Source organism: uncultured Citricoccus sp., from assembly GCF_937871995.1.
Taxonomy (GTDB): Bacteria; Actinomycetota; Actinomycetes; order Actinomycetales; family Micrococcaceae; genus Citricoccus.
Genome location: NZ_CALMQR010000059.1, coordinates 1 through 26908, shown reverse-complemented (window position 1 = coordinate 26908; position 26908 = coordinate 1). Strand labels below are relative to the sequence as shown.

Here is a 26908-nt window from a genome sequence, read left to right as displayed (position 1 = left end):
CCGGTCCATGCAGGAGGTGATCGCCGTCGTCGGGCCCACCGGGACCGGGAAGTCCGACCTGGCGCTGGACCTGGCCGAACGCCTGGGCGGGGAGATCGTCAACACGGACGCCCTGCAGCTCTACCGCGGCATGGACATCGGCACGGCCAAGCTGCCCCCGGCCCAGCGGCGGGGGATCCGGCACCACCTCCTGGACGTCCTGGAGGTCACCCAGGAGGCCTCCGTGGCACGGTTCCAGGGTGCCGCGCGCGAGGTGATCGAGGACATCACCCGGCGGGGACTGAGGCCGGTCCTCGTCGGCGGGTCCGGGCTCTACGTGCGGGCCGCCCTCGACGAGCTCGAGTTCCCGCCCACGGACGCGGTCGTCCGGGCCCGCTTCGAGGAGCTGGCCGCGCGGGTGGGCCTGGACGGGATGCGCGAGCGACTGCGCGACGTCGACCCGGCCAGCGCGGAGCGGCTGGGCGACGTCCGCCGCGTGGTCCGTGCCCTGGAGGTCCATGAGCTCACCGGCCGGCCCTTCTCCTCCTTCATGCCCCGGCGCACCTATCTGCGGCCCACCGTCCAGATCGGCCTGGACCTGGACCGCGCCCGGTTGCATGCCCGCCTGTACGGGCGCGTGGTGGGCATGGTGGAGACCGGGCTCGTCGACGAGGTCCGGGACCTGGACGCCGCCGGCCTGCGGACGGGGAAGACCGCGTCCAGGGCCATCGGTTATGCCCAGGTCCTGCAGGTCCTCGACGGTCAGGCGGACCTGGACTGGGCCATCGAGGACACCGCGACCGCCACGCGCCGCTTCGCCCGCCGGCAGCTGACCTGGTTCCGGGCCGACCCTCGCGTGACGTGGTTCGACCCGACCGAGCCGCACCTGCTGGACCGGGTGCTGGCGCACCTGGGCGGACAGGTCCCGCCTAGACTGGCTCCATGACCCTGCCGATCGCCCAGGACCCCGACCGCCTGCGGACCGCCCTCGACCAACTGGGCGGCCTGCGCTATGCCAAGGGACAGGGCACCGGCAACGACTTCGTGCTCGTGCCCGATCCGGACGGGGAGACCGAGCTGTCCCCGGACCACGTGGCCGCCCTGTGCGACCGGCACTTCGGCGTCGGCGGTGACGGGCTGATCCGGGTGGTGGAGTCCTCTCATCTCATCGAGGGACGCGACCTGCTGCAGGACCACCCGGAGGCCGTCTGGTTCATGGACTACCGCAACTCGGACGGTTCCGTGGCCGAGATGTGCGGCAACGGCGTCCGCGTCTTCGTGCACTACCTCGCCGAACGCGGCCTGGTGGACCTGGCACCGGGGCAGGAACTCACCATCGGGACCCGCGCCGGGGTCCGCACCGTGACCCGGTTGGAGGACGGTTACGCGATCGACATGGGGCTGTGGAGTCTCATCGATCCCGAACTGGCCCGCGAGAGCGCCTCCGACTCGCTCGTGCTCGCGGCCGGGCTGGTGGACCCGCGGCCCGCCCTGAGCATCTCGCTGGGCAATCCGCACACCGTCGTGGCGCTCGCCGAGCCCGCCGAACTGGCGGCCCTGGACCTCACCCAGCAGCCGTCCGTGGACCCGGTGCCGCCCAACGGCACCAACGTCGAATTCGTCGTCGCGGCCGACCCGCTGTTCCACGGCGACGTCGGCCGGGTGGACCTGCGCGTGCACGAACGCGGCGTGGGCGAGACGCTGTCCTGCGGTACCGGTGCCTGCGCGGCCGCGGCCGCCGTCCGCCTCTGGGCCGGGGACGAGACGGCCACCCGGTGGCAGGTGGGGGTGCCCGGTGGCCTCGTGGGCGTGGATTTCCGCGCCCAGCCCGACGGCACCGAGCACGTGATCCTCTCCGGTCCGGCCGAGCTGGTCTTCGAGGGCACGGTGCTGTGAGCCCGGTCCGCTGGACGGTGCGGCCCGAGGACTCCGGAGGAGGGGACCGGGCGGCCGTCCGCCGCGTCGTGGAGGCCGCCTTCCCGACGCCGGCCGAGGCCGACCTCGTGGACGCCCTGCGCAGGGATCCGGGCGCCTGGCTGCCCGGGCTGTCCTGGGTCGTCGCGGACGCCCGCGACCCCGACGCCGGCCCCGTGGGACATGCACTGATCACCCGGTGCCACGTGGGCGGGGAACCGGCGGCCGCCCTCGCCCCCTGCTCCGTTCTCCCTGACCACCAGGGCCGCGGGGCGGGCACCGCGGTGATCGAGGCCGTGCTCTCGGCCGCGCGGGAGGCCGGGGAACGCCTCGTCCTCGTGCTGGGGCACGCCGGGTACTACCCGCGCTTCGGGTTCCGGCCGGCGTCGGGCCTCGGGATCAGCGCGCCGTTCGAGGCGCCGGACGAGGCGATGATGGCGCTCGTGCTCGGCGAACCGGTGCCCTCCGGACCGATCGCCTACCCGCCCGCGTTCGGGGTCTGAGCACGCATCCGTGGACCGGCGGGGGTCACCGCCCGAGGGCAACGGCCGGGATGACCCGCTGTCCTCCGCGCGGCCGGCGCGTTCCCGCACCCCGCCCCGGCCGGACGGGCCGGCTCAGGCGCGTTCGACCAGCAGGATCCGGAACCCCTTCTCCGTGGCGTGCCGGGAGACGCTGAACTCACCGGGGTGCCGTTCCTCCAGGGCGGACCGGATCCAGGGGAGCAGGGAGTCGGCCCCCAGGTTCTTCTGGACCACGAGGAAGGCCCGGCCTCCGGGTGCCAGCCGGGGGAGCCACTGCAGCAGGATCCCGTGCAGGGCCTCCTTGCCCACGCGGATCGGCGGGTTGGACCAGATCAGGTCGAACCGGGCGGACTCCGCCACGTCCTCCGGCCGGCACACGGTGACGCGGTCCAGGCCGAGGGCGGCGGCGTTGTCCCGGCACAGATGGGCCGCCCGGTCGTTGACCTCCACGGCGGTGACCTCCGCCTGCGGGCTGGACAGCCCGAGCGTGAGCGCCAGCGGTCCCCAGCCGCAGCCGATGTCCAGGAACCGGCCCGACGGCGGCGGCTCGGGGACGGTGCGGAGCATCGCCGCCGTGCCCTTGTCCAGGCCCTCCGGCGAGAAGATGCCGTTCGCCGTCTGCACCGCGACCTCCCGGCCGGCCAGGGTGAGCGTGATCCGGCGTCGACGCTCGGGCGTGGCGGGGTCGGCGGAGAAGTAGTGTGCGGAGTCCATCACCGCCCGATGTTACTTGACAGGGGCCATATACTGGACGGCATGTGGATTTTCCTGCGCTGAGCTGGCGTGAGCGACTGCTCACGGCTCCGGACCGATGACTCCCCGCGCTGACGGGTCGAGGATCGCTCCGTGATGGCAACCCACCCATCCAGCACCGTCCCGAACGCCCCGCCGCGGAATCGGCGTCGTTCGACGTGCACCCGCTCGGCCCCGCGCAGCGCCGCGGCCGACGGCCGATTCCCCGGGAGGTCCACCCATGGCCCCGAACAACCCCATCCCCAGCGGCACGCCAGACCCTTCGGGCGTCCGTCCGAGCGACTACCCTAGATACCACGCATCTTCCAAGGAGACCATGACCGAGAACCCCCAGCACGGGAACGACCAGCCGGACGAGACCCAGATCCAGGACGTGATCGAACGTATCCTGGCCGCCGATGCGGCCAGTGCCTCCGTCGAGCACGGCGTCAGGCCCACCGAGGGCCGTGCCCTGGCCCTGTCCGACGGCGACGACGGGCACACCGAGGCCGACGGTGAGCAGTTCGACCTCGCCGAGCGCCAGGCCCTGCGCCGGGTCACCGGGCTCTCCACCGAGCTCGAGGACATGTCCGAGGTCGAGTACCGGCAGTTGCGCCTCGAGCGCGTCGTGCTGGCCGGGCTCTGGTCCGAGGGCACCGCCGCGGACGCCGAGAATTCCCTGCGCGAGCTGGCGGCGCTCGCCGAGACCGCGGGCTCCGAGGTGCTCGACGGCCTCATCCAGCGCCGCCACACCCCCGATCCGGCCACCTTCCTCGGTAAGGGCAAGGCCGAGGAACTGCGGGACATCGTCGCGATGACCGGCGCGGACACCGTGGTCGTGGACTCGGAGCTGGCGCCCTCCCAGCGGCGTGCGCTCGAGGACGTGGTCCGGGTGAAGGTCATCGACCGCACCGCCCTGATCCTGGACATCTTCGCCCAGCACGCCAAGTCCCGTGAGGGCCGGGCCCAGGTGGAGCTGGCCCAGCTCGAGTACCTGCTGCCGCGACTGCGCGGCTGGGGTGAGTCCATGTCCCGTCAGGCCGGTGGCCGGGCGGCCGCCGGCGAGGGCATCGGCTCCCGCGGTCCCGGTGAGACGAAGATCGAGCTGGACCGCCGGCGGATCCGGACCCGGATGGCCAAGCTGCGCCGGGAGATCGCGGCCATGAAGCCCGCCCGCGAGACCAAGCGGGCCAACCGCCGCCGCAACAGGGTGCCGTCCGTGGCGATCGCCGGATACACGAACGCCGGCAAGTCCTCACTGCTGAACCGGTTGACCCATGCCGGGGTACTGGTGGAGAACGCCCTGTTCGCCACCCTGGACCCCACCGTGCGCAAGGCGGTCACCCCGGACGGGATCGGCTACACGCTCTCGGACACGGTCGGGTTCGTGCGGTCCCTGCCCACCCAGTTGGTCGAGGCGTTCCGCTCGACCCTCGAGGAGGTCGCGGACGCGGACGTGATCCTGCACGTCGTGGACGCCTCGCACCCGGACCCGGAGGGCCAGATCGCCGCGGTCCGCACCGTGCTGGCCGAGGTGGACGCGCGCCGGATCCCCGAGATCATCGTGCTGAACAAGGCCGACGCCGCGGACCCGGTGGCGATCGCCCGGCTGCGCCAGCGCGAACCCCGCTCGGTGGTGGTGTCCGCACGTACCGGTGAGGGCATCGCCGAGCTCGAGCGGGCCATCGCGGACGCCATCCCGCGTCCGGACGTGGCCCTGGACCTGCTCATCCCGTTCACGGACGGGGACGTGGTCTCCCGGTTGCACTCCCCGGATGCGGACATCATCTCCGAGACCTATGAGTCGGGAGGCACCCGGCTGCGGGTGCTGGTCCGCGAGGACCTCGCCGATGACCTGCGGCGTTTCTCCGTCGACCGGCCGGAACCGGCCGGGGCATGACGGACACGGCACAGCACACCGCTCCGGATCAGGACGTGCTCGCCCGGACCGAGGCCGAGCGGCAGGCCCTGCAGTGGCTGGACGCGGCCGTCGAGGCGACGGGCGGACAGCACCGCGAGGGCCAGCGCCGCATGGTCGTGGAGGTGGCCCGCTCCCTGGAGTCCGGGACCCACCTGCTCGTACAGGCCGGCACCGGCACCGGGAAGTCGCTGGCCTACCTGGTGCCGGCACTGCAGCACGCGGTGGACGCCGAGGCCCCGGTCGTGGTCGCCACCGCCACCCTGGCCCTGCAGGCGCAGATCATGCGCCGGGACGCCCCGCGGTTGCTGGAGGCCCTGCAGGACGAGTTGCCCCGGGAGATGACCGTGGCACTCGTCAAGGGCCGCTCCAACTACCTGTGCCGGCACAAGATCGACGGGGGCTTCCCCGAGGAGGACGGGCAGGCCCTGTTCGGCCTGGCCGACGACGGTGAGGCGATGGTCACCGGTGACGCGGGACCGACCAGCCCGCTGGGCCGGGAGGTCAAGCGGCTGCGCGACTGGGCCGAGGAGACCGAGTCCGGGGACCGGGACGACCTCGAGCCCGGGGTGAGTGACCGGGCCTGGCGCCAGGTCTCGGTCTCGGCGGTCGACTGCATCGGCGCCCAGCGCTGCCCGATGGCCGAGGAGTGCTTCTCGGAACGGGCGCGGGCCGATGCGGCCGAGGCCGACGTGGTGGTGACCAACCACGCGTTGCTGGCCATCAGTGCCTTCGAGGGCCTGGCCGTCCTGCCGGAGTTCGACGCGGTGATCGTGGACGAGGCCCACGAGCTGCAGGACCGGGTCACGGGGGCGGTGACCGGACAACTGTCCGGAGCCATCGTCCAGGCGGCCGGTTCCGCGGCACGCAAGCACACGGCGATCGCGGTCGAGGACCTGATGCAGGCCGGCGTCGGGCTGGACGCGGCGTTCGCCGCCACTCCCACGGGACTCATCCCGCGCGGGCCGGACGAGGTCCAGCAGAACGCCCTGCGGGCGGTCCGGGACGCGGCGCGGCAGGGGCTCAGCGACTCCAAGGGGCCCGGTGGGGCAGGCGGTTCCGCCGAGGCGGCCGACGGTGGCCGGCAGATGGCACGCTCACGGCTCCAGGAGGTCCTCGAGGTGGCCGAGAGGATGCTCGACGCCGTCCCGGACGCGGACTACCCCGAGGTGCTGTGGGCCTCCCGTCCGGGCCGCTTCGAGCCGGGGACCGGATGGGTCCCGGGTGACGAGACCGCCGCGCCGGTGGTGTGCGTCGCCCCGTTGTCGGTGGCCGGCCGGCTCCGGGAGGGGTTGTTCGGCCAGGCGACCACGGTACTGACCTCCGCGACCTTGACGGTGGGGGAGTCCTTCGACCCCGTGGCGGGCTCGCTCGGCCTGCTCGGGCCGGGCGCTCCGCGATGGACCGGGGTGGACGTGGGCAGCCCCTTCGACTACCCGCGCCAGGGCGTGCTCTACGTGGCCCGGCACCTGCCCCGGCCCGGCCGGACCTCCTCCCCGGACGCCTACGACGAGCTCGAGTCCCTGCTGCGCGCCTCCGGGGGAGGGGCACTGTGCCTGTTCTCCTCGAGGCGCGCGGCCGAGGACGCCGCCGCGGAGATGCGCAGCAGGCTGGGGGCGGCGCCCCAGATCCTCTGCCAGGGCGACGCCACCCTCTCGGCCCTCGTCCGCCAGTTCGCCTCCGAACCGGACACCTGCCTGTTCGGGACCATGAGCCTGTGGCAGGGCGTGGACGTGCCCGGATCGGCCTGCCGTCTGGTGGTGATCGACCGCATCCCGTTCCCCCGTCCGGACGACCCGCTGGGGACCGCACGCACCCGGGAGGTCAGCCGTCACGGCGGCAACGGGTTCATGGCCGTCTCGGCCGCCCACGCCGCCGTGAGGCTGGCCCAGGGCGCCGGCCGGCTGATCAGGACCACCACGGACCGTGGCGTCGTGGCGGTGCTGGACCCCCGGCTGGCCACCGAACGCTACGGAGGGTTCTTGCGGTCCACCCTGCCGGACTTCTGGCCGACCACCGACCCGGCTGTGGTGCGGGGCGTGCTGGAACGCCTGCGCGACCCGGCCTAGGGATCACGAGCGGTCGACGGCCGAGAGCAGCTCCAGCACCTCGACCGTTCGGATGCCCCGCCAGTCCAGGCCCTGGCCCGGGCACCACGCGGCCCAGTCGACGTGCCAGCCCCCATCGGACTGCTGGCCCATGACGACCCGGTCGACGTCTGCCCGGAGCTGCCTGTCGGTGAAGAGCAGGCGCGCGGGGGTCGCGGCCCCCGGCTCGATCACCGGGGCCGACCACGGGTCGGCGGCCAGGTCCCAGGGGTGCAGTCGTTCGCCCTCGGCCCCGCCTTCCACCGGCAGCGCACCGTCGCGGTCCAGGCGGGAGCGCCATGTCTCGATCGCCGCGGTCTCGGCAGGACCCTCGGTGCGGGGACCCCGGTCCGCGGCCAGGAAGCGCAGGGCGTACTTGACGGCGTAGGCCGACAGCCCACCCTCCCGCAGCTGGGAGCGGCACCACTCCGTGGCCGCCTCGGCCCACCCGCCGACGAAGCCGGTCCGGAGGGCGGCGGCCGCGAAGCCGAAGGTGAGGTGTGATCCTCCGGGCCACAGCTGTACCCAGGGCGCGTGCGGCCAGGCCAGGGAGGGCTCGGTGACGAAGGGCAGCGAACCGTCGAGCCCGGACGCCGAGGCAGCCCACTCGAGCGCGCTGCGGAACCAGGGATGGTCGGCCAGGTCCCACCCGGCCAGCAGGTCGAGGGCGGTGAGGGTGGCGAGGGGCTCGCTCACCGGGGAGCGGACATCGGGCTCCAGGCCGTGACCGAATCCGCCGTCGGGGTTGCGATACGCGCCCAGCGCCGCCAGGACGCCCTCGGGACCGCCCCCGTGCAACAGCAGGTCCAGGCGACGACGCTCCAGGAGCCGTCCCCGGGTGTAGACGAAGCGCTCGGCGTCCGCCACCCGGACGCCTCTCGGGAAGGGACGGTGGTTCATCGCCGCGCTCCGCATCAGTGTCCCGGTCAGAGGGCCCGCAGGACCGTGACCACCTTGCCCATGACCGTCGCCTCGTCTCCGAGGATCGGCTCATAGGCCGAATTCTGCGGCAGCAGCCACGTGTGCCCGTCGCGCTGCCGGAACGTCTTGACGGTGGCCTCATCATCCAGCAGGGCCGCCACGATGTCACCGTTCTGGGCCGAGTTCTGCTGGCGGACCACCACCCAGTCCCCGTCGCAGATCGCGGCATCGACCATCGAGTCACCGGAGACCTTGAGCATGAACAGCTCTCCCTCGCCGGTGAGCTGGCGGGGGAGCGTCATGACGTCCTCGACCTGCTGGTCGGCCAGGATCGGCCCGCCGGCGGCGATGCGACCGACGAGCGGGACCGGGACGGAGGTGCCCTCCACCGCACCGGTGTGCAGGGCCGTGACCGGAGCCGGGCGGTCGGCGGTGTCCGGGGCGCCGGCCGCGGCCGTCGACACGGGCTGTCCGTCCTCGTCCAGCAGGACCTCCATGGCGCGGGGCCGTCCCGGATCCTTGCGGATGTACCCCCACTTCTCCAGTTGACCCAGCTGATGGGTCACCGAGGACAGCGAGGCCAGTCCGGCGGCGTCACCGATCTCCCGCATCGACGGCGGGTACCCGTGCTGCGCGATGGCCGAGCGGATCGACCCCAGGATGACCCGCTGGCGCGCGGTCAGCGTCCGGGCGGCAGGGGCGGGCTGGGAGTCCGGTTCGGGTCGGGGAGTCCGGGAGGCCATTCGAAGATCCGTTCTTAGCGTGTCCGTGGTGCCGGTTGAGATGTCTCATGGTCGGCCCGCGGGGAGTTGACGGGCCATCACGTGCCTCAGAGGCTACCGGAGGGGCAGGGCGGATTCAAAGATATGTTCGAATAATGTTTGGCGTGTTTCGAACAGACGTGCTAGACAAGAGGGCGAACGGATAGAACACACGTTCGAACAGCCCGGTCGCCCCGGGCGGAGAGGTTGAAGAGCATGAGCACTGCAGCATCGGTCGTGACCCGCACCGCCGGCTCGGCCGGATTCCACCTGAACCGTCGTGGCCGTTTCCTCTTCGTCGGACTCCCGATCCTCGTCGTGGCCGCGCTGGCGGCCGCGGCCGCCGTGTTCCTGGGCGCCCATGCCGTGGCCCCGGCCGCAGCATCGCCGGAGCGCCCCGTGGTCGCCCCGGTCGAGTCCGTCACCGTGGACTACGGTGACACCCTGTGGTCCGTGGCCGGCCAGGTGGCCCCGGACGCTCCGCGCAATCAGACCATCCTGCGGATCGGCGAGCTCAATGACCTGACCGGTTCCGAGCTGCAGCCGGGGCAGGTCCTCTTCGTCCCCCGGGGCTGACGCGGGCACCACCGGAACGTCCGCGGCCTCGGCCGGCCCGTCGCCCGGTTCGAGCCGCGTCAGAGGGGGGACCGTGGCGTGCCATGCACGGACGTCACCGGGGCTCGGGGGACTGACTGAGCGCCTAGGCTGTCTCGGGTGAGTGATGAGGATGCGATCTCGAATCCGGAGGCCCTGGCCGCCCTGCCGTTGCGTGAGAACCTGCGGGGCCTGAGCCCCTACGGTGCGCCCCAGCTGGACGTGGCGGTGGCGCTGAACACGAATGAGAACACCCATCCGGTCCCGGACGAGGTGGTCGCCGCCATCGCGGAGTCGGTGGCCGCTGCCGCCGTGACGCTCAACCGCTACCCGGACCGTGAGTTCACCGAACTGCGCAAGCGCCTGGCGGAGTACCTGGGGCACGGGTTGTCCGCGGCGAACCTGTGGGCCGCGAACGGTTCCAACGAGATCCTGCAGCAACTGCTGCAGGCCTTCGGTGGGCCCGGGCGCACCGTGATGAGCTTCCCGCCCACCTACTCGATGTACCCGCTGCTGGCCGCCGGCACGGACACCCGGTACGTGGCCGGTGTCCGCGGGGAGGACTTCTCCCTGACGGCCGCCTCCGCGGCGGCCCAGGTCGCCGAGCACCGGCCGGACGTGGTCCTGTTGTGCTCCCCGAACAACCCGACCGGCACCGCCCTGGGGCTGGACGTGGTGCAGGCCGTCTATGACGCCACCGAGGCCTACGGGGGCATGGTGGTCGTGGACGAGGCCTATGCCGAGTTCGCCCTCGCCGGCACGCGCTCCGCGCTCACCCTGTTGCCGGGCCGGCCGCGCCTGGTGGTCTCCCGGACCATGTCGAAGGCCTTCGCGCTGGCCGGCGCCCGCCTGGGCTATCTCGCCGCCGCACCGGAGGTCACCGACGCCCTGCGCCTGGTGCGCCTGCCCTACCACCTCTCCGCGGTCTCCCAGGCCACGGCCAACGCCGCCCTGCAGCACTACGACGTCCTGCTCGAGAACGTCGAGGACATCAAGGCCCAGCGCGACCGGATCGTGGAGGGGCTGCGCGATCTCGGTCTGGCCCCGGCCGTCTCGGACTCCAACTTCGTGTTCTTCGGCGGACTGGCCGATTCCCACGCGGTGTGGCAGGGCCTGCTCGAGCACGGGGTCCTGGTGCGCGACGTCGGGATCCCGCACCACCTGCGTGTCACCGCCGGGACCGAGGCGGAGACCACGGCGTTCCTCACCGCCCTGCGGGAGGTCCTGGCCGAGGCACCCGCCACGACGTCCGGCCAGTGACCGGCCCGGTAGACTGGACCACCGGATCCCCCCAACAGCAAGGAGCTGACAGAGCATGGGCGCAGAGCTGATCTCCGGCCGGAAGGCGCGGATGCAGCGCACCACCAGCGAGTCCGACGTCTACGTCGAGATGGACCTGGACGGAACCGGCACCTCCGAGATCTCCACCTCGGTGCCGTTCTACGACCACATGCTCACGGCACTGTCCAGGCACTCGCAGATCGACCTGACGGTCCGCGCTACCGGGGACACCCACATCGACGTCCACCACACCGTCGAGGACGTGGCCATCACCCTCGGCGAGGTGCTCAGGACGGCGCTGGGGGACAAGAGGGGCATCCGCCGCTTCGGCGAGGCCTCGGTGCCGCTGGACGAGGCCCTGGCGCGCGCCGTCGTCGACGTCTCCGGCCGACCGTACCTGGTGCACGAGGGCGAGCCCGAGGGCCAGCAGTACCACCTGATCGGCGGACACTTCACCGGGTCCATGACCCGGCACGTGTTCGAGTCGATCACCTACCACGCCTCCATCTGCCTGCACATGGACCTGGTCCGCGGCCGGGACCCGCACCACATCGTCGAGGCCCAGTTCAAGGCCTTCGCCCGCGCCCTGCGGGCCGCGGTCGAGGACGACCCCCGGGTCACCGGGGTGCCCTCCACCAAGGGTGCGCTCTGATGGCCGGTGTCACCGGCGCCGCCCGTCCCACCGTCGCCGTCCTGGACTACGGGTCCGGCAACACCCACTCCGCCGTGCGCGCCCTCCAGCGCGCCGGGGCGGATGCACGACTGACCGCGGACGCGGACGAGGTGATGAACGCCGACGGGCTCGTGGTCCCCGGAGTGGGCGCCTTCCAGTCCGTCATGGCCGCCCTCAAGGACCTCGGCGCGACCCGGTGGATCGGCCGGCGGGTGGCCGGGGGCCGGCCCGTGCTCGGCATCTGCGTGGGTCACCAGATCCTCTTCGACGCCGGCGTGGAGCACGGCGTGCGCACCGAGGGCATGGGCGAGTGGCCCGGCGTGGTCGAGGCCCTGCCGGCGCCGATCGTGCCCCACATGGGCTGGAACACCGTGCGCCCGGCCGAGGGCTCCGCGCTCTTCCGGGGCATCGAGGACGAGCGCTTCTACTTCGTGCACTCCTACGGCGTCCTGAAGTGGGAGTTCGACCAGGCCCACGAGAAGATCGCCCCGCCCAAGGTGACCTGGGCGAACCACGGAGGGGACTTCATCGCCGCCGTGGAGAACGGCCCGCTCGCCGCCACCCAGTTCCACCCCGAGAAGTCCGGTGACGCCGGGATGCAGCTGCTGGCCAACTGGCTCGGAACCCTCTGATGCCCTTCTGGTCCACCCTGCTCATCGCCCTGGGCGGGCTGCTGATCGGTGGCGCCTGGTCGCTGCGCCAGCAGAAGGCGCCCGTATGGCTGCAGGTCGGCTTCCTCGTGTGCGCCGTGCTGGCGATCATCGCCGGTTTCGTCACCGCCTCGTCCTAGACCACCTCGTCCGATCGAACCGAGAGGAACCCCCTCATGAGCCAGACCCCGCAGAGCGCACCGGCGCTGGAACTGCTGCCCGCCGTCGACGTCCAGGACGGCCAGGCCGTGCGCCTCGTCCAGGGCGAGGCCGGCTCCGCCACCTCCTACGGCGACCCGCTCGAGGCCGCCCTGGCCTGGCAGAAGGCCGGCGCCGAGTGGATCCACCTGGTGGACCTGGATGCCGCCTTCGGCCGCGGGGACAACCGGGACGTGATGTCCCGCGTGGTGGACGAGCTCGGCGTGAAGGTCGAGCTCTCGGGTGGCATCCGGGACGACGCCTCGCTGGAGAACGCCCTGGCGATGGGTGCCACGCGCGTGAACCTCGGCACGGCGGCCCTGGAGGACCCGGAGTGGACCGCGCGGGTCATCGAGCGCTTCGGCGACCAGGTCGCGGTCGGCCTGGACGTGCGCGGCACCACCCTGGCCGCGCGCGGCTGGACCAAGGAGGGCGGTGACCTCTGGGAGGTGCTCGACCGCCTCGAGCAGGCCGGTTGCGCCCGCTACGTGGTCACGGACGTCACCAAGGACGGGACGCTGAGGGGCCCGAACACCGAGCTGCTGGCCGAGGTGTGCACCAAGACGCCGAAGCCCGTGGTGGCCTCCGGTGGCATCTCCTCGCTGGAGGACGTGGCCGCGCTGTACGCCATGGTCGGCCGGGGCGTGGAGGGCGCCATCATGGGCAAGGCCCTGTACGCCGGCCGGTTCAGCCTGGAGCAGGCCCTGCTCGTGTCCCGCGGCGTGAGCGTGGAGGACGCCGTGAAGCAGGCCCCCATCCAGTGACCGGCCAGGACCGGGAGCGCCACCTGCCCGGGCACATCGAGGCGGCCATCCGGCGCAACCTGGAGCGCCAGCACCGGGACGAGTCCGGCCGCCCGGCGGACTCCGCGGGCGTCGCCTGGGAGGGCCGGGACCTGGGCGGGGCCGGGATCGACGGCTCGGCCAACCCGTTGCACGCCTTCGACACCGACGACGGCACCGCGGACCCGGCCTGGGGCCCGGTCCTGGACCGGTTGGCGGCCGGTGAGGCCGGCGAGGCCGAGGTCGTGGACGCCCTGTCCCGCATGCGGGTCTTCGCCGCCGTGCTGCCGACCGTGGCCGAGCACGACGACCACGGTGGTGACGGGCCGCACGGGGACGGACCGCACGGGGACAAGGAGGCGGACGTCGCGCTGGTGACGCTCAGGGCCCCCGACGGCCGGGCCGCCCTGCCCGTGTTCACCCACGTCCCGGCGCTGACCGCCTGGCACCCCGAGGCGCGGCCGGTGGCGACCTGGATGCCGCGGGCCTGCCTGTCCGCCGTGGACGAGGGTGCCGAACTGGTCGTCGTGGACCCGGCAGCCGAGCGCACGTTCGTGGTGCGCCGCCCGGCTGTCTGGGCACTGGCCCGGCAGCAGGCCTGGATCCCGTCCTACCAGGACACCGAGCTGGCCGAGGAACTGGCGTCCGTGGTGGACCTGGTGCCCGGGCTCGCGAGGATCGCGCTGACGCCGGGGGCCGGCGTGGCCTCCCGGACCGCCTCCGGCGCCGTGCTGCCCGGTGGGGGCTCCGGACCGGAACTGCGGCTGGTGGCCTACCCGGACCCCGCGCTGGCGACCTCCGGCGACGAGGCCGCGCTGCGGCTGATGGCCGCCACCCTGCAACAGGTGCTCGGTGAGGTGCCGGCCCTGGCCGAGCGGGCCGACTCCGTGGAGATCACGGTCAGCCGGTAGTCCCGGGACCCTCCGGTACCCGTTCGCCGTCCTCCAGGGCGCAGCCCAGCCGGGAGAAGACCCGCAGCAGGGTCTCGGTCTCCTGCTCGTCGAGCCGGTCCATGAACAGGTCCTTCACCTGGCGCGCGTGCAGGGTCGCTGCCTTGCGGAACAGGCTCCGGCCGGCGTCGGTGATGACGGCCTCCGAGCCACGGCCGTCCTCCACGCAGGCGCGACGCTCCACGAGCCCGCGCTTCTCCAGGGTCTTGACCTGATAGGTCACCCGCGAGGGCGAGAACACCATCAGGCTGGCCAGCTCGCCCATGCGCAGGTGCCCGCCCGGGGCCTCGGTGAGCAGCAGCAGCAGGTTGTAGTCGGCCAGGTGCAGGTCCACACCCGCCTTCAGGCTCCGCTCGAGGCGGTCCTGCAGCAGGGCGGTCGCCTCGAAGTAGGCGCGCCAGGCCTGACGGGAGGTGTCCGCCGGCTGCCGTCCCGGGACCGCGCTGCGGGACCACGAGCCGGTGTCACTCTCCGCGGAGGAGCTGGTCAAAGGGAATCACCTCCAGGGGTGCGGGCGCACCGGAGGCCCGGCGCGGGCGGGCGGGGAACCGTCCGACCACCGAGGCCAGGTCCGCCCCGGCCGCGGCGATGCGGGTCTGCAACGGCGTGGTGCGGGTGGAGGCCTGGCCGCCCTCGACCTCGCCCCAGTCGTCCGAGGCGGCGAAGATCCCTGAGGAGAGCACCTTGGTGCGCAGGTAGCTGAACAGCGGGCGCATCGCCGTGTCGATCATCAGCGAGTGCCGCGGCGTGCCGCCGGTCGCGCCGAGAAGCACCGGGACGTCCCGGACGGCGTCGTCCTCCACGAGGTCCCAGAAGGACTTGAACAGCCCCGAGTAACTGGCCTTGAAGGTGGGGGAGACGGCGATGATGCCGTCGGCCTGGGACACCTCCTCCAGGGCCGCCTGCAGCGCCTCGGACCGTGACGGGTTGACCATCGCCTCGGCGATGTCCGTGGCCAGCAGGCGCAGCTCCACCACGTGCACCTCCGGGACGATTTCCTCGGCGGAGAGGCGGTCAGAGGCGGCGGCGGCCAGCCGGTCGGCCAGCTGGCGGGATGACGACGGGTCGCCCAGCCCGCCGGAGACCACCACCAGGTGCCGGGCCTGCGGGGTGAACGGGTCGGTGGACTCGGGTGCGCCGAACGCCTCCGGGCCGCCGAGGTCCGGTAGCTCCTCCACGGCTCAGGCCCCGGCCTTCTCGGAGGCCTGGGCCTTCTCGGCGCGCTCCTGGGCGTCCTTCCAGGCCTGTGAGCCCTCCGCGCCGCCGGGCACCGGGTCCTCGCCGCGCTCGTGGCGGGCCACCAGGAACTCGTGGGTGGGGGCCTCCGGGACGTCGGCGGGCTTCAGGGCGGCGAACTCCTTGCGCAGCACGGGCAGGACCTCCTCGCCGAACAGGTCGATCTGCTCCAGCACCACGTCCGTGGGCAGTCCCGCGTGGTCGATGAGGAACATCTGGCGCTGGTAGTCGCCCACCCAGTCCCGGAAGGACAGGGTGCGCTCGATGACCTGCTGCGGGGAGCCCACGGTCAGCGGGGTCATCCGGGTGAACTGCTCCAGGGACGGGCCGTGTCCGTAGACCGGGGCGTTGTCGAAGTAGGGGCGGAACTCGTTGACGGCGTCCTGGGAGTTCTTGCGCATGAACGCCTGGCCGCCCAGGGCCACGTAGGCATGGTGTGCCTTGCCGTGGCCGTAGTACTCGTAGCGTTGGCGGTAGAGCTGCACCATCTGGATCACGTGTTCCTTGTTCCAGAAGATGTTGTTGTGGAAGAAGCCGTCGCCGTAGTAGGCGGCCTGCTCGGCGATCTCGGCCGAGCGGATGGAACCGTGCCAGACGAAGGGCGCGACGCCGTCGAGCGGCCGGGGGGTCAGGGTGAAGTCCTGCAGCGGGGTACGGAAGCGGCCCTGCCAGTCGACGTTCTCCTCGTGCCACAGCCGGTGCAGCAGGTGGTAGTTCTCCACGGCCAGTGGGATGCCCTGGCGGATGTCCTTGCCGAACCAGGGGTAGACCGGGCCGGTGTTGCCGCGGCCCATGGTCAGGTCCACGCGGCCCTCGGCCAGGTGCTGGAGGTAGGAGTAGTCCTCGGCCAGGCGCACCGGGTCCATCGTGGTGATCAGGGTGGTCGCCGTGGACAGGATCAGCTTCTGGGTCTGGGCGGCCAGGAACGCGAGCAGGGTCGGCGGGTTGCCGGGGGCCACGAAGGGCGGGTTGTGGTGCTGGCCCGTGGCGAAGACCTCGAACCCGGCCTGCTCGGCGTGCTGGGCGATCCTGACGGTGTCCTTGATGCGCTGGTGTTCGGTGGGCGTGGTGCCGTTGGTCGGATCGGTGGTGATGTCACCGATGGTGAAGACGCCGAACTGCATGGTTGCTCCTCGAGTGGTGTGCCGGTGCTCTGGTGGCCTGCCATCAGATTAGTGCAAATTTGAATCACCTGTACAACCGTCCCCTGGGCAGGACTATTCCCGACGGCGGCCGGGCCCCGCAACGGACCGGGTGCGCTCCGGGTGCGCGATCGGCCGAGGGGGCCCCGAGGTCACCGACCCGTCCGGGCGGGCCACCGGGTGCCCCGGGCCGACCTGCGCGTTCGCCACCCCACCCGGATAGCATGCTGGGGTGAACTTCGCCGCCTACGGACACCTGCTGCGGGACCAGCGGATCCGCCGCGTCCTCGGCGTCGGGTTCGTCGCCCGGTTTCCCAACGCCGCCCTGGGCATCATCCTGACCCTGCACGTGGCCGTGACCCTGGGGGAGGGGTACGGGGCGGCGGGGCTCGCCGTGGCGGCCATGACCCTCGGCATGGCCGTGGGCTCCCCGTGGCGCGGCCGGCTGGTGGACCGGCTCGGCCTGCGCCGGGCCCTGGTGCCGTCCGTGGTCACCCTGGGGGTCATCTGGACCGCGGTGCCGTTCCTGCCCTTCGCCTGGCTGCTCGTCGGGGCTTTCCTCGGCGGCCTGTTCGCCGTGCCCGTCTTCTCCCTGGTGCGCCAGTCCATCGGCGTGCTGACGCACGGCGCGCGGCGCGAGACCGCCTTCGCCCTGGACTCGATCATCACCGAGACGATCTTCATGATCGGCCCCGCCGTCGGTGCCGTCGTCGCCACGGCCTGGTCCAGCGCCTGGGGGATGGCCATCGTCGGGTGGTCCGCGACGCTCGCCGGGCTCTACCTGATGTGGTTCAACCCGCCCACTCGCTCCTCGCAGCTCGCCCGCCCCGGCAGCAGTGGGGAGTACACGGCCGAGGAGGACCTGCGCCGGGCCGTGGACGGCGCCGTCCACGGTGCCCCGGCCCACCTGGACCTGACCGCCACCGAGGTGCCCACGGGCGCCATCCCCGTCATCCGGGGGGAGGACCACCGGCCCGGCACCGGGGCGGACGAGGGCGTCCGCACCGGCCCGTTCGCCCGCCTAAAGGCCTCGTTCGGCTGGCTCAGCGGCACTGCGCTCGCGGTCCTGGCGGTCTCGATGGGCTCGGGCATGCTGATGTCCGGCACCGAGGTGGCGATCGTCGCCGAACTGGAGCGCTCCGGGCAGGCCGCCCAGGCCGGCGTCGTCATTGCGTTCTGGTGCGGTGCCTCCGCGGTGGGCGGCATCCTCTACGGCGCGCTGGGCCGTCGGCTCTCGCCGCTGCTGCTCCTGACGCTGTTCGCCCTGGGGACCCTGCCGATGGCCCTGGTGGACGGCGTGTGGGCCCTGGCGGTCATCTCCCTCATCGGGGGACTGTTCACGGCTCCGACGCTGGCGGCCGCCTCCGCCCTGATGGCGCACGTGGTCTCCGAAGACCGCCGCGGCGAGGCCATGGGCTACTACGGATCGGCCATGACCGCCGGGGCCGCCCTGGGTGCCCCCGCCGCCGGGGCGTTCATCGACGGCATCTCGGCCGAGGCGGGCTACGTGTTCGCCGCGGCCGTGGCGCTGCTCATGGTGGGACTCGCGGTCCTGGCACGGACGATGCTGCGGCGGCGCCGCAGGGCCCGGGCCTAAGGGCTCGGGCAGGCTGGCGCCGCGGCAGGCCACCGGACGCCTCGCGGACGGCGAGGGCTGAACGGGCCGGGCATCCCGGGGTCGACCCGACTCGCGGCCCCCGGTGGTACGGTCGGCACCGTGAGCGCTGAGGACCACGCCGCCGATCGCTGTGCCCACACGGCGGCCCCGGCCGTCGACCTGCCGGATTTCCCCGTCCCGAGCCACGATCCGCGCGCCGTCTCGGACGCCATCCGGCCCGATGCGCGGATCGCGCTGTCCTCGTCCGGGGCGATGGTGCTGCTGCGGCATGTCGACGTGGTCGCGGCCGCCCGGGACCCCGAGGTGTTCTCCTCGGCCGTCTCCCGGTTCCTGCAACTGCCCAACGGCCTGGACGGGGAGGAACACGCCGCGTTCCGCCGCCTGATCGAGCCGTACTTCACCGCCGAGCGCATGGCTGCCCTGGAACCGGGGGTGCGCGAGGCCGCACGGCAGGTGTGCGCTGAGGTGACGGGCGCGGCGGGGGTGGGCACCGGGGCCGTGGGGTGTGACGCGGTCGGCGAACTCGGCTCCCGGTTCGCCGTGCGGGCGATGATGCGATGGCTCGGGTGGCCGGCGGGCCTGGAACCGACCCTGCTGGAGTGGATGGCGGACAACCAGACGGCCACCCGGTCCGGGCGGCTGGACGCCACCGCGGACGTGGCCCGGCGGTATGACGAGATCATCCGGTCCGTGCTGGCACCGCGGCGCGGCAGGGGCGGTGACGCGGACGGCAGTCGCCAGGACGTGACGGCGGAGCTGATGAGTGACCGGGCACTGGGCCGGCCGCTCCGGGACGAGGAGCTGGTCTCCGTCCTGCGGAACTGGACCGGTGGGGACCTGGGTTCCATCGCCTTGAGCCTCGGTGTGGTCCTGCACTACCTGGCCACCCACCGGGTGCTCCAGGCCCGGATCCGATCGGGCCTCACTCGGCGCGAGCTCACCGCGATCGTGGACGAGATCCTGAGGATCGACGACCCGTTCGTCGCCAACCGGCGCATGACCACCTGCCCGGTCTCCCGGGGCGGACTCCAGGTGGCCGCGGGCCAACGGGTGGTCCTGAACTGGACGTCGGCGAACCGCGACGAGGAGGTCTTCGGCGACCCCGACCGCTTCGATCCGGACGGCAACGCCGGGAACAACCTGGTGTACGGCACGGGTCCGCACGTGTGTCCCGGCCGGCCCCTGGCCACCCTCGAACTCTGCGTGGCGGTGGAGGAGATCGTGGCGGCCTTCGCGGACATCACCCTCGACCCCGTCCTCCGGCCCGAGCGGTCCATCACGCCGAACGGTGGGTTCTCGTCGGTGCCGGTGGTGCTGACCCCGGCTCGGTGACGTCCAGTGCGAGCTGGACCGCGACGCCGGGGGCGGGGTGCTCGGACGTGACCATGACGGCTCGTCCCGGAACCTCTCGGACCCGGTGGAGAGTGGGCCAGACCATCCGCTGCTCGGGGGTGGAGCCGGCGGGGAGATAGAAGCGGGTCGGCACCTGTCCGAGCACGCGCCCGCCGGCCAGCTCGCGGCCACCGAACAGGGCGACGGCGAGCAGGGACGGCGGGTGATCGCGAAGGAGCAGCGACAGGTGTTCCTCCGCGGTCTCGTATCCGGTCCCGACGCGCAATCCTGCCCACCGGCCCCAGGCGGTGACGACCAGGCGCACCGGCCGTCGCGCCGCCAGGTCCTCCCGGACGTCCGCCAGCACAGCCCCGAGCTGCTCGGCAACGGCCAGCGCCGGGGAGAGGACCGTCCACCGGCCGGGGGAGCGGTGTTCACCAGTTCCGATGCTGAACGGGACCCCCTCGGGAAGGATGTCGCCATCGCCGTCCAGGACCACGGTGCGTGGAGCGGTGGGCGATCCGGTGGGTGTCACCGAAAGGCCGACCAGCTGACGGAGGGTGGACCGTGCCGCGTCCCGGATCCCGCCGGTGTCCGTCCCGATCCAGGCCGCCGGGCCGTCCCGGCCCGGACTCCAGACCACGGGCCCCTGTCGTCGTGCACCCGGGGCGTCGGCCAGCCCCACGACGACGGCACCGGGGTGTGCGAGGCGCTCGGCAGCCGTCGGGCACCAGCGATCGGGCAAGGCCGGCATGACGACCGGTTCGGGTATGGCGAGTCTCCCTCGCTCGACGCCGCAGCGGATCCGGTCGACGATGCCGGGCCAGTCGGCCGGCCCGCCCCCACCCGGGTCACCCCCTGGAGCACCGTCGCGACCGTCCCAGGGGACCAGGTCTGGTGGACCTGGCGGTGCGGTGAACCGGCCGGCCCGGAAGGCCCGGGGAGGCGCGCCGCCGTGCCGGATGAAGGCCTGCCCGGGGGAGTCGGGGCCTATGGAGTGCGCCTGGGGGGATCCGAGCAGATCCCAGGATTCCTGTTCGGTGGCCGTCCTCAGGCAGACGATCGTGCCCAGGTTGGAGCGGACGTCGGGGCCCACCGCGCCCTGGGCTCGCTGGGTGGCGAGCACGAGGTGGAAACCGAGGGAGCGGCCGGTGGCCGCCAGCCGCGCCAGGACCGCTGCCGACTGGGGATGGTCCTCGACGAGGACACGAAGCTCGTCGATGGCCACGACCAGCCGGGGCAGCACCTCTCCAGGGTGTGAACGGCGGTACGCGGCGTAGTCGACGCTCCCGGCCGACAGGAAGAGTTCTTCCCGGTGACGCAATTCGGCCGTGAGGGCGTCGAAGGTCCGCAAGGACTCGGCCTCCACCAGGTTGGTCTCGACGGACATCGTGTGCGGGAGTCCGGACAGCGGCGCGAACGATGATCCGCCCTTGAAGTCCATCAGCACGAAAGACACCTCGCCCGGGGGGTAGGCCGCGGCCAGCCCGGTGAGGACGGTGAGCAGCAGCTCGGACTTGCCCGATCCCGTGGTCCCCGCGATCAAGGCGTGCGGACCCTCGCGGACCAGGTCGAGGCGGACCGGATCGGTGCCACCGGTGAGCGGTGACCGCAAGGACGACACCGCCGTGTCGGGGCGGTCGCGCAGCGGGAGCTCCATGCGGGGCGGTGACGGGGGCACGCGAGGGCGCGGGGAACCACCGAGCTCGTCCACGAGCCAGCCCGCGGTCGAGGCGGACATGCCGTGCCACCGGAGGTCCTCATAGTCCAGGCCGCCGACGGTGGCGCGGGCCTGATCGGGAAGTATCCGATCACCCCCGGTCCGGTCGTCCCCGCCATCCTCCGCGCCGCCGAGCACGACGCGGTGCCAGCCCGCCGGTAAGGCTCCCTCCGCTGCTCCGGCGTGCAGGACGGCCGTGCCCTCGGCCGCCGTGATGCCGCCCCCGAAGTAGGCGTCGCCAGCCGCCCTCCGGACGAGGACGCCGCGGGACGTGGCAACCGCGTCCCGGCACAGCTGGACCACCAGCCAGTGGGAGATCGCCTCCACCGTCGAACGCTGCCCGATGACCCGGGTCGTCCCCCCGGGATGCAGGTCGGTGATGACTGGCAGGGTGGCCCGTGACCACGCCGACCAGTCGGCACCCTCCCGGCCCGTCGCCAGAGGCAGCGTGGCGGTGCCGGTACCCCAGCGGATGAGTGGCGGCGCAGCGGCCGGTCCGAGGGTGCCGAAACGATCCGTGGCGGCCGACCGGGCCGCAAGGGCCACCGCGCCGGGGGCGGGGGCCAACGCCTCCAACCGTTCCCCGAGGCGAGCGGCCTCCGCGGTGATCCGGCGGCCGTGTGCGGACCGGGCCGAACGGTGCTGGGCCCACATCACGCCGGCAACCCCCACCGAGATGAGACTGAACAACAGGAAGTACCAGTGACCGGTCACCACGGCCAGCACGAGACCGATGACCAACGGCCCCAGGGCCATGACGGCCTGCATGACGACGTTCGGGCGCGTAGGTTGTTGGCCGGGATCAAGGGTGAGTGACGGTAACGGTGCCCTGGCGGGCAACGGTTCGGGCCGTCCCCGAACGAGGCGGAACCCCGAACTGCCCTCCCTCCACGGGGAGAAACCCGTCCGGGGCGGGCCGTCGCCGTCGGTGGCCGGGTTGGCGCGGGATCCGGCGAGGCGGACGATCCGGACGCCGTCCGGTTCGACGACGGCCCGGAAGTGGGGTGCGGACAGGAAGGGGTCGGCGATCCTCAGTTCGGAGTGGTTGCGGCCCACCGACACCCCGGACCGGGGCAGGGGAGCCAGCAGCCCGGCGTCGGGCCCGTCCTCGACCACCAGCACGACCTCCGGGCCACTCTCGCGCCCGGTGACCGGACGTACTGAGGGGCGGGCGACCACGCACAGGGTGGGGCTCGGACCCAGGACGTCGGTTCCCGCCTCTTCCAGCGGTCTGCCGCACACCGAGAAGCGGTACCCGGGCAGTCGACGCCGTAACAGTGCGTCCCATCGCGGCCCATCGGAACCCTCCATGTTCCGTGCCGACCACCAGCACGGCACGCCGTCCGCAAGGCCCAGGATGCGCACTCGCATGGATGCCACCTCCTCCGGTCCCGATCGCCGTGGCGGGCACCAGTCCTGTGTTCGCAGGCGATGCCACTGTCCCGGGCCCACTCTCATCCACGGAAAAGACACGTCGCGCGCGCTCGCCGTCAGGGTGTGGACGACACGCCCGGTGGACGTGGCCCGGCCGTGCCGCGGGTCGGATTGTCCACAGCCAATGCTGAGGTGACATGCGCGTTCCCCGAGGGGGTCGGTAGTCTCGATGGGAGGGATGAGGCCCGAACAGGGCATGCATGGAGGGGGAACCATGGACGCCGTCCGAATACTGACCGATGAGGTCCGCGAACTGATCCGCCGACGCGGCATGGATCCGCTGAGCGAACCGGACGAGGTACGCCGCCTGGTGCTGGACGCCACTGCCGACTACGACGCGCGCTCGCTCATCGGTTCCCTGCCGCTGCTGGCAGACTGGGACGAGGCGGCCCGGACGGTCTTCGACGCCGTGGCCGGGTACGGCGCACTGCAACCGCTGCTGGACGACGACTCTGTCGAGGAGATCTGGATCAACGCCCCTGTCAAGTCTCCATAGATGTATCCACCCGCTAGCATGGGGAAATGGCACAGGTCCAGTCCTGCGGAGTGTACGCCCGCATATCCCGCGACGACGACGGCACCGCACTAGGCGTAGGGCGACAACTAGACGACTGCCGCCGGGAAGCTGAGCGCCGAGGCTGGCCCATCACCCGCGAGTTCATCGACAACGACGTGAGCGCATCCAGCGGCCGCTTCCGGCCCGAGTACGAGGCCCTCATGTCCGCCATTAGGGCCGGTGCCATCGACGCGCTGGTGGTCTGGGACGTCGACCGGCTCACCCGCACACCCGCTGAGCTCGAGTCGTTCATCGACCTGGCAGACCGTCACACCGTGGCCCTCGCATCGGTCGGGGGAGACGTGGACCTGTCCACACCACAGGGCAGGCTCACGGCACGGATCAAGGGCAGCGTTGCCCGGCACGAGGTGGAACAGCAGTCGCGCCGGCTCAAGCGGAAGTTTCAAGCGAACGCCGCACAGGGTCAGCCGCACGGCGTGGTCCCCTTCGGATATCGGAGGGAGAAGATCACCGACGACCAGGGCCGGCCCATCGGGAACCGGGACGTCATCATCCCGGAGGAAGCCGCCATCATCCACGAATGGTACCGGCGCGTGCTGTCAGGGGAGACGCTGCGGTCGATCGCCAAAGACGCCAAGGCCCGCGGCATCCGCACCCGCCAGGGGAACCCGTGGCCCGGTGTGAGCATCGGCCGGGCACTACGCCGACCCACCTACCTAGGGTTGCGCACGCACAAGGGGGAAGTCGTTGGCCCCGGCAACTGGGAACCCATCATCGACCGGGACACCTTCGACCGGGTGACGGCAATCCTCACGGACCCAAACCGACGCCCCACCCGTGGCCCCGAGCCCCGCTACCTCGGATCCGGGATCTACCTGTGTGGACGCTGCGGGACCGGACTGCGCCCCATCGTGCAAGCGAAAGACTCACCGAACTACCGGGCACCGACCTACGGATGCCCCGGATGCAACCGACTCACCCGCAAGCTCGAAGCCGTGGACGAGGTGGTGAACGCCGTCATGATCGCCCGCCTGTCCCGGCCGGACGTAGCCCTGGACCTGTCTACCGACCCCAGCGCGCTCCGGGACGCCATGGACGCCCGTGACGCCATTGCCGCCCGCATGGACACTGCCGCGGACGAGTACGCGGAGGGGACGATCACGGCAAGGCAGCTGGCCCGAATCACTGACCGGCTCAAGGGGGAGCTTGAAACCGCCGAGCGCCGGGTGGCCCAGCTACAGCCGGTGCAGATCCTGGACGGCATGACAGGGGAGGGCGCCGAGGCCGCATGGTGGGCCGCATCCCTGGAGAAGCGCCGCGCCGTCCTGCGGGAGGTGGCAACCGTGACGATCCTCCCGACCGGACCGGGGATCAAGTTCGCCCCGGAGCAGGTGCGGATCGACTGGAACACCCCGGACGCATAACCCCGTCCACCCCGAGGTTTCGATACTGAGACCGTTTCTGAGACAAAGCCGGCCCGGAATCACGCTGTGAATCGCAGAGATAAGTGGCCGGTTTTTCGCAGAGCTATCTGACCGTTTACGTCCAGTCGTGTTCGCAAGGGGATCCCCTTAGGGCACTGCTTCGGCGTACCTCGTTGCAGTCTGGCGCGGGCGGTTATCGGTAACGCGATCCCCGGGCCAGCGCGGCGACTAACTCCGGAATACGCACCGGGCCAGAATGGGAACCTCCACACCGCCCACCCGGACTCAGGACAGGCCCCGATGACTGACTCGCATGGTTACTCCCGAAGGCGTTTCACATGGGACTACAGCGCTTCCGCCACACCCCAAGCGGTCGCTGGCGCCCTCCGAGTGGCCGCCGGGCATCCATTGCCCTCGGGATGGGAACCCGAGCAACTGCTCATGACAGCCCGGCCAGGCGGTTTCCGTATTCACCTCGATCTTGCCCCGGAGTCCACCGATGACTGAACCGATTGGACAGGAGATCCTTTCCTACGGCATTGCTGGCCCGCCTCGATCATGCATGGCGACCTGGCCGCCCAGCTTTCGCGCCCACGTCCTGCACATGGCCGCCGGCCTCGAGGAGCTCGACGCTGCTGAAGTCCTCGACATCGTCGTGGCCGAAGAACTCGACGAGGACAACCTCGAGTGGGTCAGCCGCGTGGCTTACCATCCCTAATGCCGATCGTCATCCGGGGTCGGTTTGTGGGTCGATTATTCGGGCCTGTCCTGCAGGGCCCGGCGTTGGGGGCGGAGGACTGGTGCCCCCCCATGTGGACCGCGAAGACCACGAGCATCACTCCGAAGGGAAGCGGGAATCACGTGGGCAGGCCAGGCCTGAAACCCCGGCGTCGACCAGCACGAGCCCCGCGGCCAGGCTCGCGCCCAGGATCCGCAATCAGGTGTGGTGCTGGGTTGGCGTCAGGGGGTCGGCCGGTTACTGAGCGTTGCCGGCCGGCTGGAACAGCCATGTGACAGAGGTGACCATCAACAGGGCGGGAACCCCGGTCATCACCTGGGGCTGTGATGCACCCAGTGCTAGGAACAGTATGAGCAGGGAGCCTGCCGCCATCACCCCGGCCCAGATGTACCTCGACCGCTGGCCCGTGAGCTCCGGGGCCCGGCCCCGAGACCGCAGCCCGATCCCGATGAGGATCAAGATCGCGGCCGCAATCGCCACGGTCCCACACGCTGCCGCTAGCCACGCCACCATGCGGGCGGCCGCGTCGGGGCTAAACAGGTAGGGCCAGCTCACTACCCAGGGAACCAGCCCCAGGCACACGATCAGGACGCCACCGGCGATTTGCACCTGCTTGGCGCGGGCCTGCGAGGTACTTGTCAGGGCCACAGCGGCTCCTTCGCATGTTTCGGTGAGCTCAGCGCATGTGCGGCCTCGCTGGTATGGCCCCATCATTTGATCTGACTAGGCCTGACCGCAATACCTGGCAGCAAACTGCCGTGCCGGTACGGGATCCTCTCACGGACGCTGGGCGCGGCGGGGCCAGCCGTGGCGCCGCATCTTCGAGCCAACCCGCATCGATTTCGCTGAGGTGAGTGACGATGTTCCCCGGGGGCTGCTGCCCACGTAGATCCGTTTCACCCAACCTCGGGGAAGAGCGCCTGTCTGCAATCCAGCCGGCGCCTGTACGTGCGTGCGCACGATTTGACGCGCTGTCCGTCCTGTGGGCGCTCGGTACGTTTGTCCGGTTCTGCTCCCGGTCAGTGCTCATGTCTTGACGCCCCGAGCAATGCTGGGACTACTCTGACACTCTCTGGCTGGTAAGAGTTTCGAGGACCCTGATGGGCGTTGAAGAGCCGAGAACGGCCCCCACTGGTGAACCCGCCGCTCGTCTGGCGGAGTCTGCCGCGTCATCGTCATCGCGACGGGCCCTGGGTGTTGACGTGGCCCGGGCCCTGGCCCTGATCGGCATGATCGCTGTCCATGTCTTCCCTGAAGAGACCCCCGAGGGCGATATGACCTGGGTTTTCGGCATCGCCGGCGGCCGGGCCTCTGCCCTGTTCGCCCTGCTTGCCGGGGTGTCCATCGCGTTCGTGGAGAAACGATCCCGCGGAGACAACTCGCGCCGCGCCCTGGCCGCCGACCGGGCCGCCCTGGCCGTCCGCGGCCTGCTCATCCTGCTGGTCGGCCTGATGCTGGGGCACCTGGACACCCCGATCGCCACGATCATCCCCTACTTCGGCGTCCTGTTCCTGCTGGCCCTGCCGTTCTACGGCCGGTCCTCGCGCGTCCTGCTCGTGGCCGCGGCCGTCTTCGTCATCCTCGGACCCCTCCTGCGGCAGCTGCTCAACCTCCACGGCCTCATCCCGGAACAGGCCGATCCCGACGCCGACTACACGCTGGTCACCGCAGCCCAGCAACCGGTGCCGTTCCTCTCGGACATGCTGGTGACCGGTTTCTACCCGGCAGCCATGTGGATGGTCTACCTCTGCGTGGGCATGGTCATCGGACGGCAGGCACTGA

Annotated in this window: 25 protein-coding genes and 1 pseudogene; 18 read left to right on the top strand and 8 right to left on the bottom strand. The window is 71.8% G+C overall.

The features are described from left to right. Positions 1-7: 7 nt before the first annotated feature. The 3 genes from miaA to Q0283_RS06780 are packed head-to-tail and all read left to right on the top strand — an operon-like array spanning position 8 to position 2396. Positions 8-925, top strand: a complete 918-nt coding sequence (gene miaA, locus Q0283_RS06790; RefSeq protein ID WP_298043934.1) for a tRNA (adenosine(37)-N6)-dimethylallyltransferase MiaA — start codon at positions 8-10, stop codon at positions 923-925. Continuing rightward, positions 922-1875 (top strand): diaminopimelate epimerase, encoded by a 954-nt coding sequence (gene dapF, locus Q0283_RS06785; RefSeq protein ID WP_298043931.1) that lies wholly within the window; start codon positions 922-924, stop codon positions 1873-1875. Before miaA ends, dapF begins: the two co-directional genes overlap by 4 nt. After that, on the top strand, positions 1872-2396 hold the full coding sequence (locus tag Q0283_RS06780; protein ID WP_298043929.1) for a GNAT family N-acetyltransferase: 525 nt from the start codon (positions 1872-1874) through the stop codon (positions 2394-2396). Before dapF ends, Q0283_RS06780 begins: the two co-directional genes overlap by 4 nt. A 114-nt stretch (positions 2397-2510) precedes the next feature. Here Q0283_RS06780 and Q0283_RS06775 read toward each other — a convergent pair whose 3' ends face one another. After that, a complete protein-coding gene (locus Q0283_RS06775) occupies positions 2511-3131 on the bottom strand; it encodes a class I SAM-dependent methyltransferase (protein WP_183524365.1) in 621 nt (206 codons plus the stop codon). A 355-nt stretch (positions 3132-3486) separates the two neighbouring features. Between Q0283_RS06775 and hflX the strand changes: the two genes are divergently transcribed. Together hflX and Q0283_RS06765 are read left to right on the top strand one after the other, a co-directional pair. Next, positions 3487-5049, top strand: a complete 1563-nt coding sequence (gene hflX / locus Q0283_RS06770) for a GTPase HflX (RefSeq protein WP_183524368.1) — start codon at positions 3487-3489, stop codon at positions 5047-5049. Further along, positions 5046-7136: an ATP-dependent DNA helicase gene (locus Q0283_RS06765; protein WP_183524371.1), complete on the top strand. Its 2091-nt coding sequence runs from the start codon at positions 5046-5048 to the stop codon at positions 7134-7136. Before hflX ends, Q0283_RS06765 begins: the two co-directional genes overlap by 4 nt. Positions 7137-7139: 3 nt before the next feature. Here Q0283_RS06765 and Q0283_RS06760 read toward each other — a convergent pair whose 3' ends face one another. Beyond that, the gene (locus Q0283_RS06760) at positions 7140-8054 is read right to left on the bottom strand and encodes a hypothetical protein (RefSeq protein ID WP_183524374.1); all 915 of its coding nucleotides are present in this window, start codon (positions 8052-8054) and stop codon (positions 7140-7142) included. A 26-nt stretch (positions 8055-8080) separates the two neighbouring features. Then, positions 8081-8818 carry a transcriptional repressor LexA gene (gene lexA, locus Q0283_RS06755; protein ID WP_183524376.1) on the bottom strand — a complete coding sequence of 246 codons (738 nt, stop codon included), beginning with the start codon at positions 8816-8818 and terminating at the stop codon, positions 8081-8083. 234 nt (positions 8819-9052) lie between these two features. Here lexA and Q0283_RS06750 point away from each other — a divergent pair, with 234 nt between their 5' ends. The 7 genes from Q0283_RS06750 (at position 9053) to Q0283_RS06720 (ending at position 13925) form a co-directional block, all read left to right on the top strand. Continuing rightward, positions 9053-9412, top strand: a complete 360-nt coding sequence (locus Q0283_RS06750) for a LysM peptidoglycan-binding domain-containing protein (RefSeq protein WP_183524379.1) — start codon at positions 9053-9055, stop codon at positions 9410-9412. Between the two features lie 138 nt (positions 9413-9550). Next, positions 9551-10690: a histidinol-phosphate transaminase gene (locus tag Q0283_RS06745; protein ID WP_183524382.1), complete on the top strand. Its 1140-nt coding sequence runs from the start codon at positions 9551-9553 to the stop codon at positions 10688-10690. 55 nt (positions 10691-10745) lie between these two features. Beyond that, the gene (gene hisB, locus Q0283_RS06740) at positions 10746-11363 is read left to right on the top strand and encodes an imidazoleglycerol-phosphate dehydratase HisB (RefSeq protein WP_183524385.1); all 618 of its coding nucleotides are present in this window, start codon (positions 10746-10748) and stop codon (positions 11361-11363) included. After that, positions 11363-12016: an imidazole glycerol phosphate synthase subunit HisH gene (gene hisH / locus Q0283_RS06735; protein WP_183524388.1), complete on the top strand. Its 654-nt coding sequence runs from the start codon at positions 11363-11365 to the stop codon at positions 12014-12016. Before hisB ends, hisH begins: the two co-directional genes overlap by 1 nt. Further along, a complete protein-coding gene (locus tag Q0283_RS06730; RefSeq protein WP_183524391.1) occupies positions 12016-12174 on the top strand; it encodes a hypothetical protein in 159 nt (52 codons plus the stop codon). Before hisH ends, Q0283_RS06730 begins: the two co-directional genes overlap by 1 nt. A gap of 36 nt (positions 12175-12210) precedes the next feature. Next, a complete protein-coding gene (priA, locus tag Q0283_RS06725; protein ID WP_183524394.1) occupies positions 12211-12996 on the top strand; it encodes a bifunctional 1-(5-phosphoribosyl)-5-((5-phosphoribosylamino)methylideneamino)imidazole-4-carboxamide isomerase/phosphoribosylanthranilate isomerase PriA in 786 nt (261 codons plus the stop codon). Then, entirely contained in the window at positions 12993-13925 is a 933-nt protein-coding gene (locus Q0283_RS06720; RefSeq protein WP_183524397.1) for an SseB family protein, read from the top strand. Before priA ends, Q0283_RS06720 begins: the two co-directional genes overlap by 4 nt. On the opposite strand, the gene Q0283_RS06715 is transcribed toward Q0283_RS06720, so the two are convergent. Genes Q0283_RS06715 through Q0283_RS06705 form a run of 3 tightly spaced genes read right to left on the bottom strand, consistent with a single transcriptional unit; the run spans position 13915 to position 16324 of the window. Next, positions 13915-14454 (bottom strand): MarR family winged helix-turn-helix transcriptional regulator, encoded by a 540-nt coding sequence (locus tag Q0283_RS06715; RefSeq protein WP_183524400.1) that lies wholly within the window; start codon positions 14452-14454, stop codon positions 13915-13917. The genes Q0283_RS06720 and Q0283_RS06715 overlap by 11 nt on opposite strands. Then, positions 14429-15142: an FMN reductase gene (locus Q0283_RS06710; RefSeq protein ID WP_298043913.1), complete on the bottom strand. Its 714-nt coding sequence runs from the start codon at positions 15140-15142 to the stop codon at positions 14429-14431. The genes Q0283_RS06715 and Q0283_RS06710 overlap by 26 nt, the downstream gene beginning before the upstream one ends. 3 nt (positions 15143-15145) lie before the next feature. Continuing rightward, positions 15146-16324: an LLM class flavin-dependent oxidoreductase gene (locus Q0283_RS06705; RefSeq protein ID WP_298043910.1), complete on the bottom strand. Its 1179-nt coding sequence runs from the start codon at positions 16322-16324 to the stop codon at positions 15146-15148. A gap of 250 nt (positions 16325-16574) precedes the next feature. Here Q0283_RS06705 and Q0283_RS06700 point away from each other — a divergent pair, with 250 nt between their 5' ends. Continuing rightward, on the top strand, positions 16575-17939 hold the full coding sequence (locus Q0283_RS06700) for an MFS transporter (protein WP_298043908.1): 1365 nt from the start codon (positions 16575-16577) through the stop codon (positions 17937-17939). A gap of 120 nt (positions 17940-18059) precedes the next feature. Continuing rightward, positions 18060-19292, top strand: coding sequence for a cytochrome P450 (locus tag Q0283_RS06695; RefSeq protein ID WP_298043905.1), 1233 nt, complete (start codon positions 18060-18062; stop codon positions 19290-19292). Here the strand turns inward: Q0283_RS06695 and Q0283_RS06690 are convergent. Beyond that, positions 19237-22383, bottom strand: a complete 3147-nt coding sequence (locus tag Q0283_RS06690) for an FtsK/SpoIIIE domain-containing protein (RefSeq protein ID WP_298043903.1) — start codon at positions 22381-22383, stop codon at positions 19237-19239. The two genes, Q0283_RS06695 and Q0283_RS06690, sit on opposite strands and share 56 nt — an antisense overlap. Before the next feature lie 277 nt (positions 22384-22660). Between Q0283_RS06690 and Q0283_RS06685 the strand changes: the two are divergent. The 3 genes and pseudogenes from Q0283_RS06685 to Q0283_RS06675 form a co-directional block, all read left to right on the top strand. Then, a pseudogene (locus Q0283_RS06685) lies at positions 22661-22927 on the top strand (CpaF family protein); the annotation flags it as partial. A 41-nt stretch (positions 22928-22968) separates the two neighbouring features. Continuing rightward, entirely contained in the window at positions 22969-24387 is a 1419-nt protein-coding gene (locus Q0283_RS06680; protein WP_298043900.1) for a recombinase family protein, read from the top strand. 499 nt (positions 24388-24886) lie between these two features. Continuing rightward, positions 24887-25105, top strand: coding sequence for a hypothetical protein (locus Q0283_RS06675; protein ID WP_298043897.1), 219 nt, complete (start codon positions 24887-24889; stop codon positions 25103-25105). 258 nt (positions 25106-25363) lie between these two features. On the opposite strand, the gene Q0283_RS06670 is transcribed toward Q0283_RS06675, so the two are convergent. Beyond that, on the bottom strand, positions 25364-25774 hold the full coding sequence (locus tag Q0283_RS06670; RefSeq protein WP_298043894.1) for a hypothetical protein: 411 nt from the start codon (positions 25772-25774) through the stop codon (positions 25364-25366). Positions 25775-26226: 452 nt separating this feature from the next. Here Q0283_RS06670 and Q0283_RS06665 point away from each other — a divergent pair. Continuing rightward, positions 26227-26908 (top strand): heparan-alpha-glucosaminide N-acetyltransferase domain-containing protein (locus Q0283_RS06665; RefSeq protein ID WP_366134079.1); only part of this gene is annotated, 682 nt, incomplete at its 3' end.

Coding starts and splice junctions, on each gene's coding strand:
- lexA (WP_183524376.1), bottom strand. CDS start 8,818: ATGGCCTCCCGGACTCCCCGACCCGAACCGGACTCCCAGCCCGCCCCT.
- Q0283_RS06765 (WP_183524371.1), top strand. CDS start 5,046: ATGACGGACACGGCACAGCACACCGCTCCGGATCAGGACGTGCTCGCC.
- Q0283_RS06680 (WP_298043900.1), top strand. CDS start 22,969: ATGGCACAGGTCCAGTCCTGCGGAGTGTACGCCCGCATATCCCGCGAC.
- hisH (WP_183524388.1), top strand. CDS start 11,363: ATGGCCGGTGTCACCGGCGCCGCCCGTCCCACCGTCGCCGTCCTGGAC.
- Q0283_RS06675 (WP_298043897.1), top strand. CDS start 24,887: ATGACTGAACCGATTGGACAGGAGATCCTTTCCTACGGCATTGCTGGC.
- Q0283_RS06760 (WP_183524374.1), bottom strand. CDS start 8,054: ATGAACCACCGTCCCTTCCCGAGAGGCGTCCGGGTGGCGGACGCCGAG.
- priA (WP_183524394.1), top strand. CDS start 12,211: ATGAGCCAGACCCCGCAGAGCGCACCGGCGCTGGAACTGCTGCCCGCC.
- Q0283_RS06730 (WP_183524391.1), top strand. CDS start 12,016: ATGCCCTTCTGGTCCACCCTGCTCATCGCCCTGGGCGGGCTGCTGATC.
- hflX (WP_183524368.1), top strand. CDS start 3,487: ATGACCGAGAACCCCCAGCACGGGAACGACCAGCCGGACGAGACCCAG.
- Q0283_RS06750 (WP_183524379.1), top strand. CDS start 9,053: ATGAGCACTGCAGCATCGGTCGTGACCCGCACCGCCGGCTCGGCCGGA.
- dapF (WP_298043931.1), top strand. CDS start 922: ATGACCCTGCCGATCGCCCAGGACCCCGACCGCCTGCGGACCGCCCTC.
- Q0283_RS06690 (WP_298043903.1), bottom strand. CDS start 22,383: ATGCGAGTGCGCATCCTGGGCCTTGCGGACGGCGTGCCGTGCTGGTGG.
- miaA (WP_298043934.1), top strand. CDS start 8: ATGCAGGAGGTGATCGCCGTCGTCGGGCCCACCGGGACCGGGAAGTCC.
- Q0283_RS06705 (WP_298043910.1), bottom strand. CDS start 16,324: ATGCAGTTCGGCGTCTTCACCATCGGTGACATCACCACCGATCCGACC.
- Q0283_RS06775 (WP_183524365.1), bottom strand. CDS start 3,131: ATGGACTCCGCACACTACTTCTCCGCCGACCCCGCCACGCCCGAGCGT.
- hisB (WP_183524385.1), top strand. CDS start 10,746: ATGGGCGCAGAGCTGATCTCCGGCCGGAAGGCGCGGATGCAGCGCACC.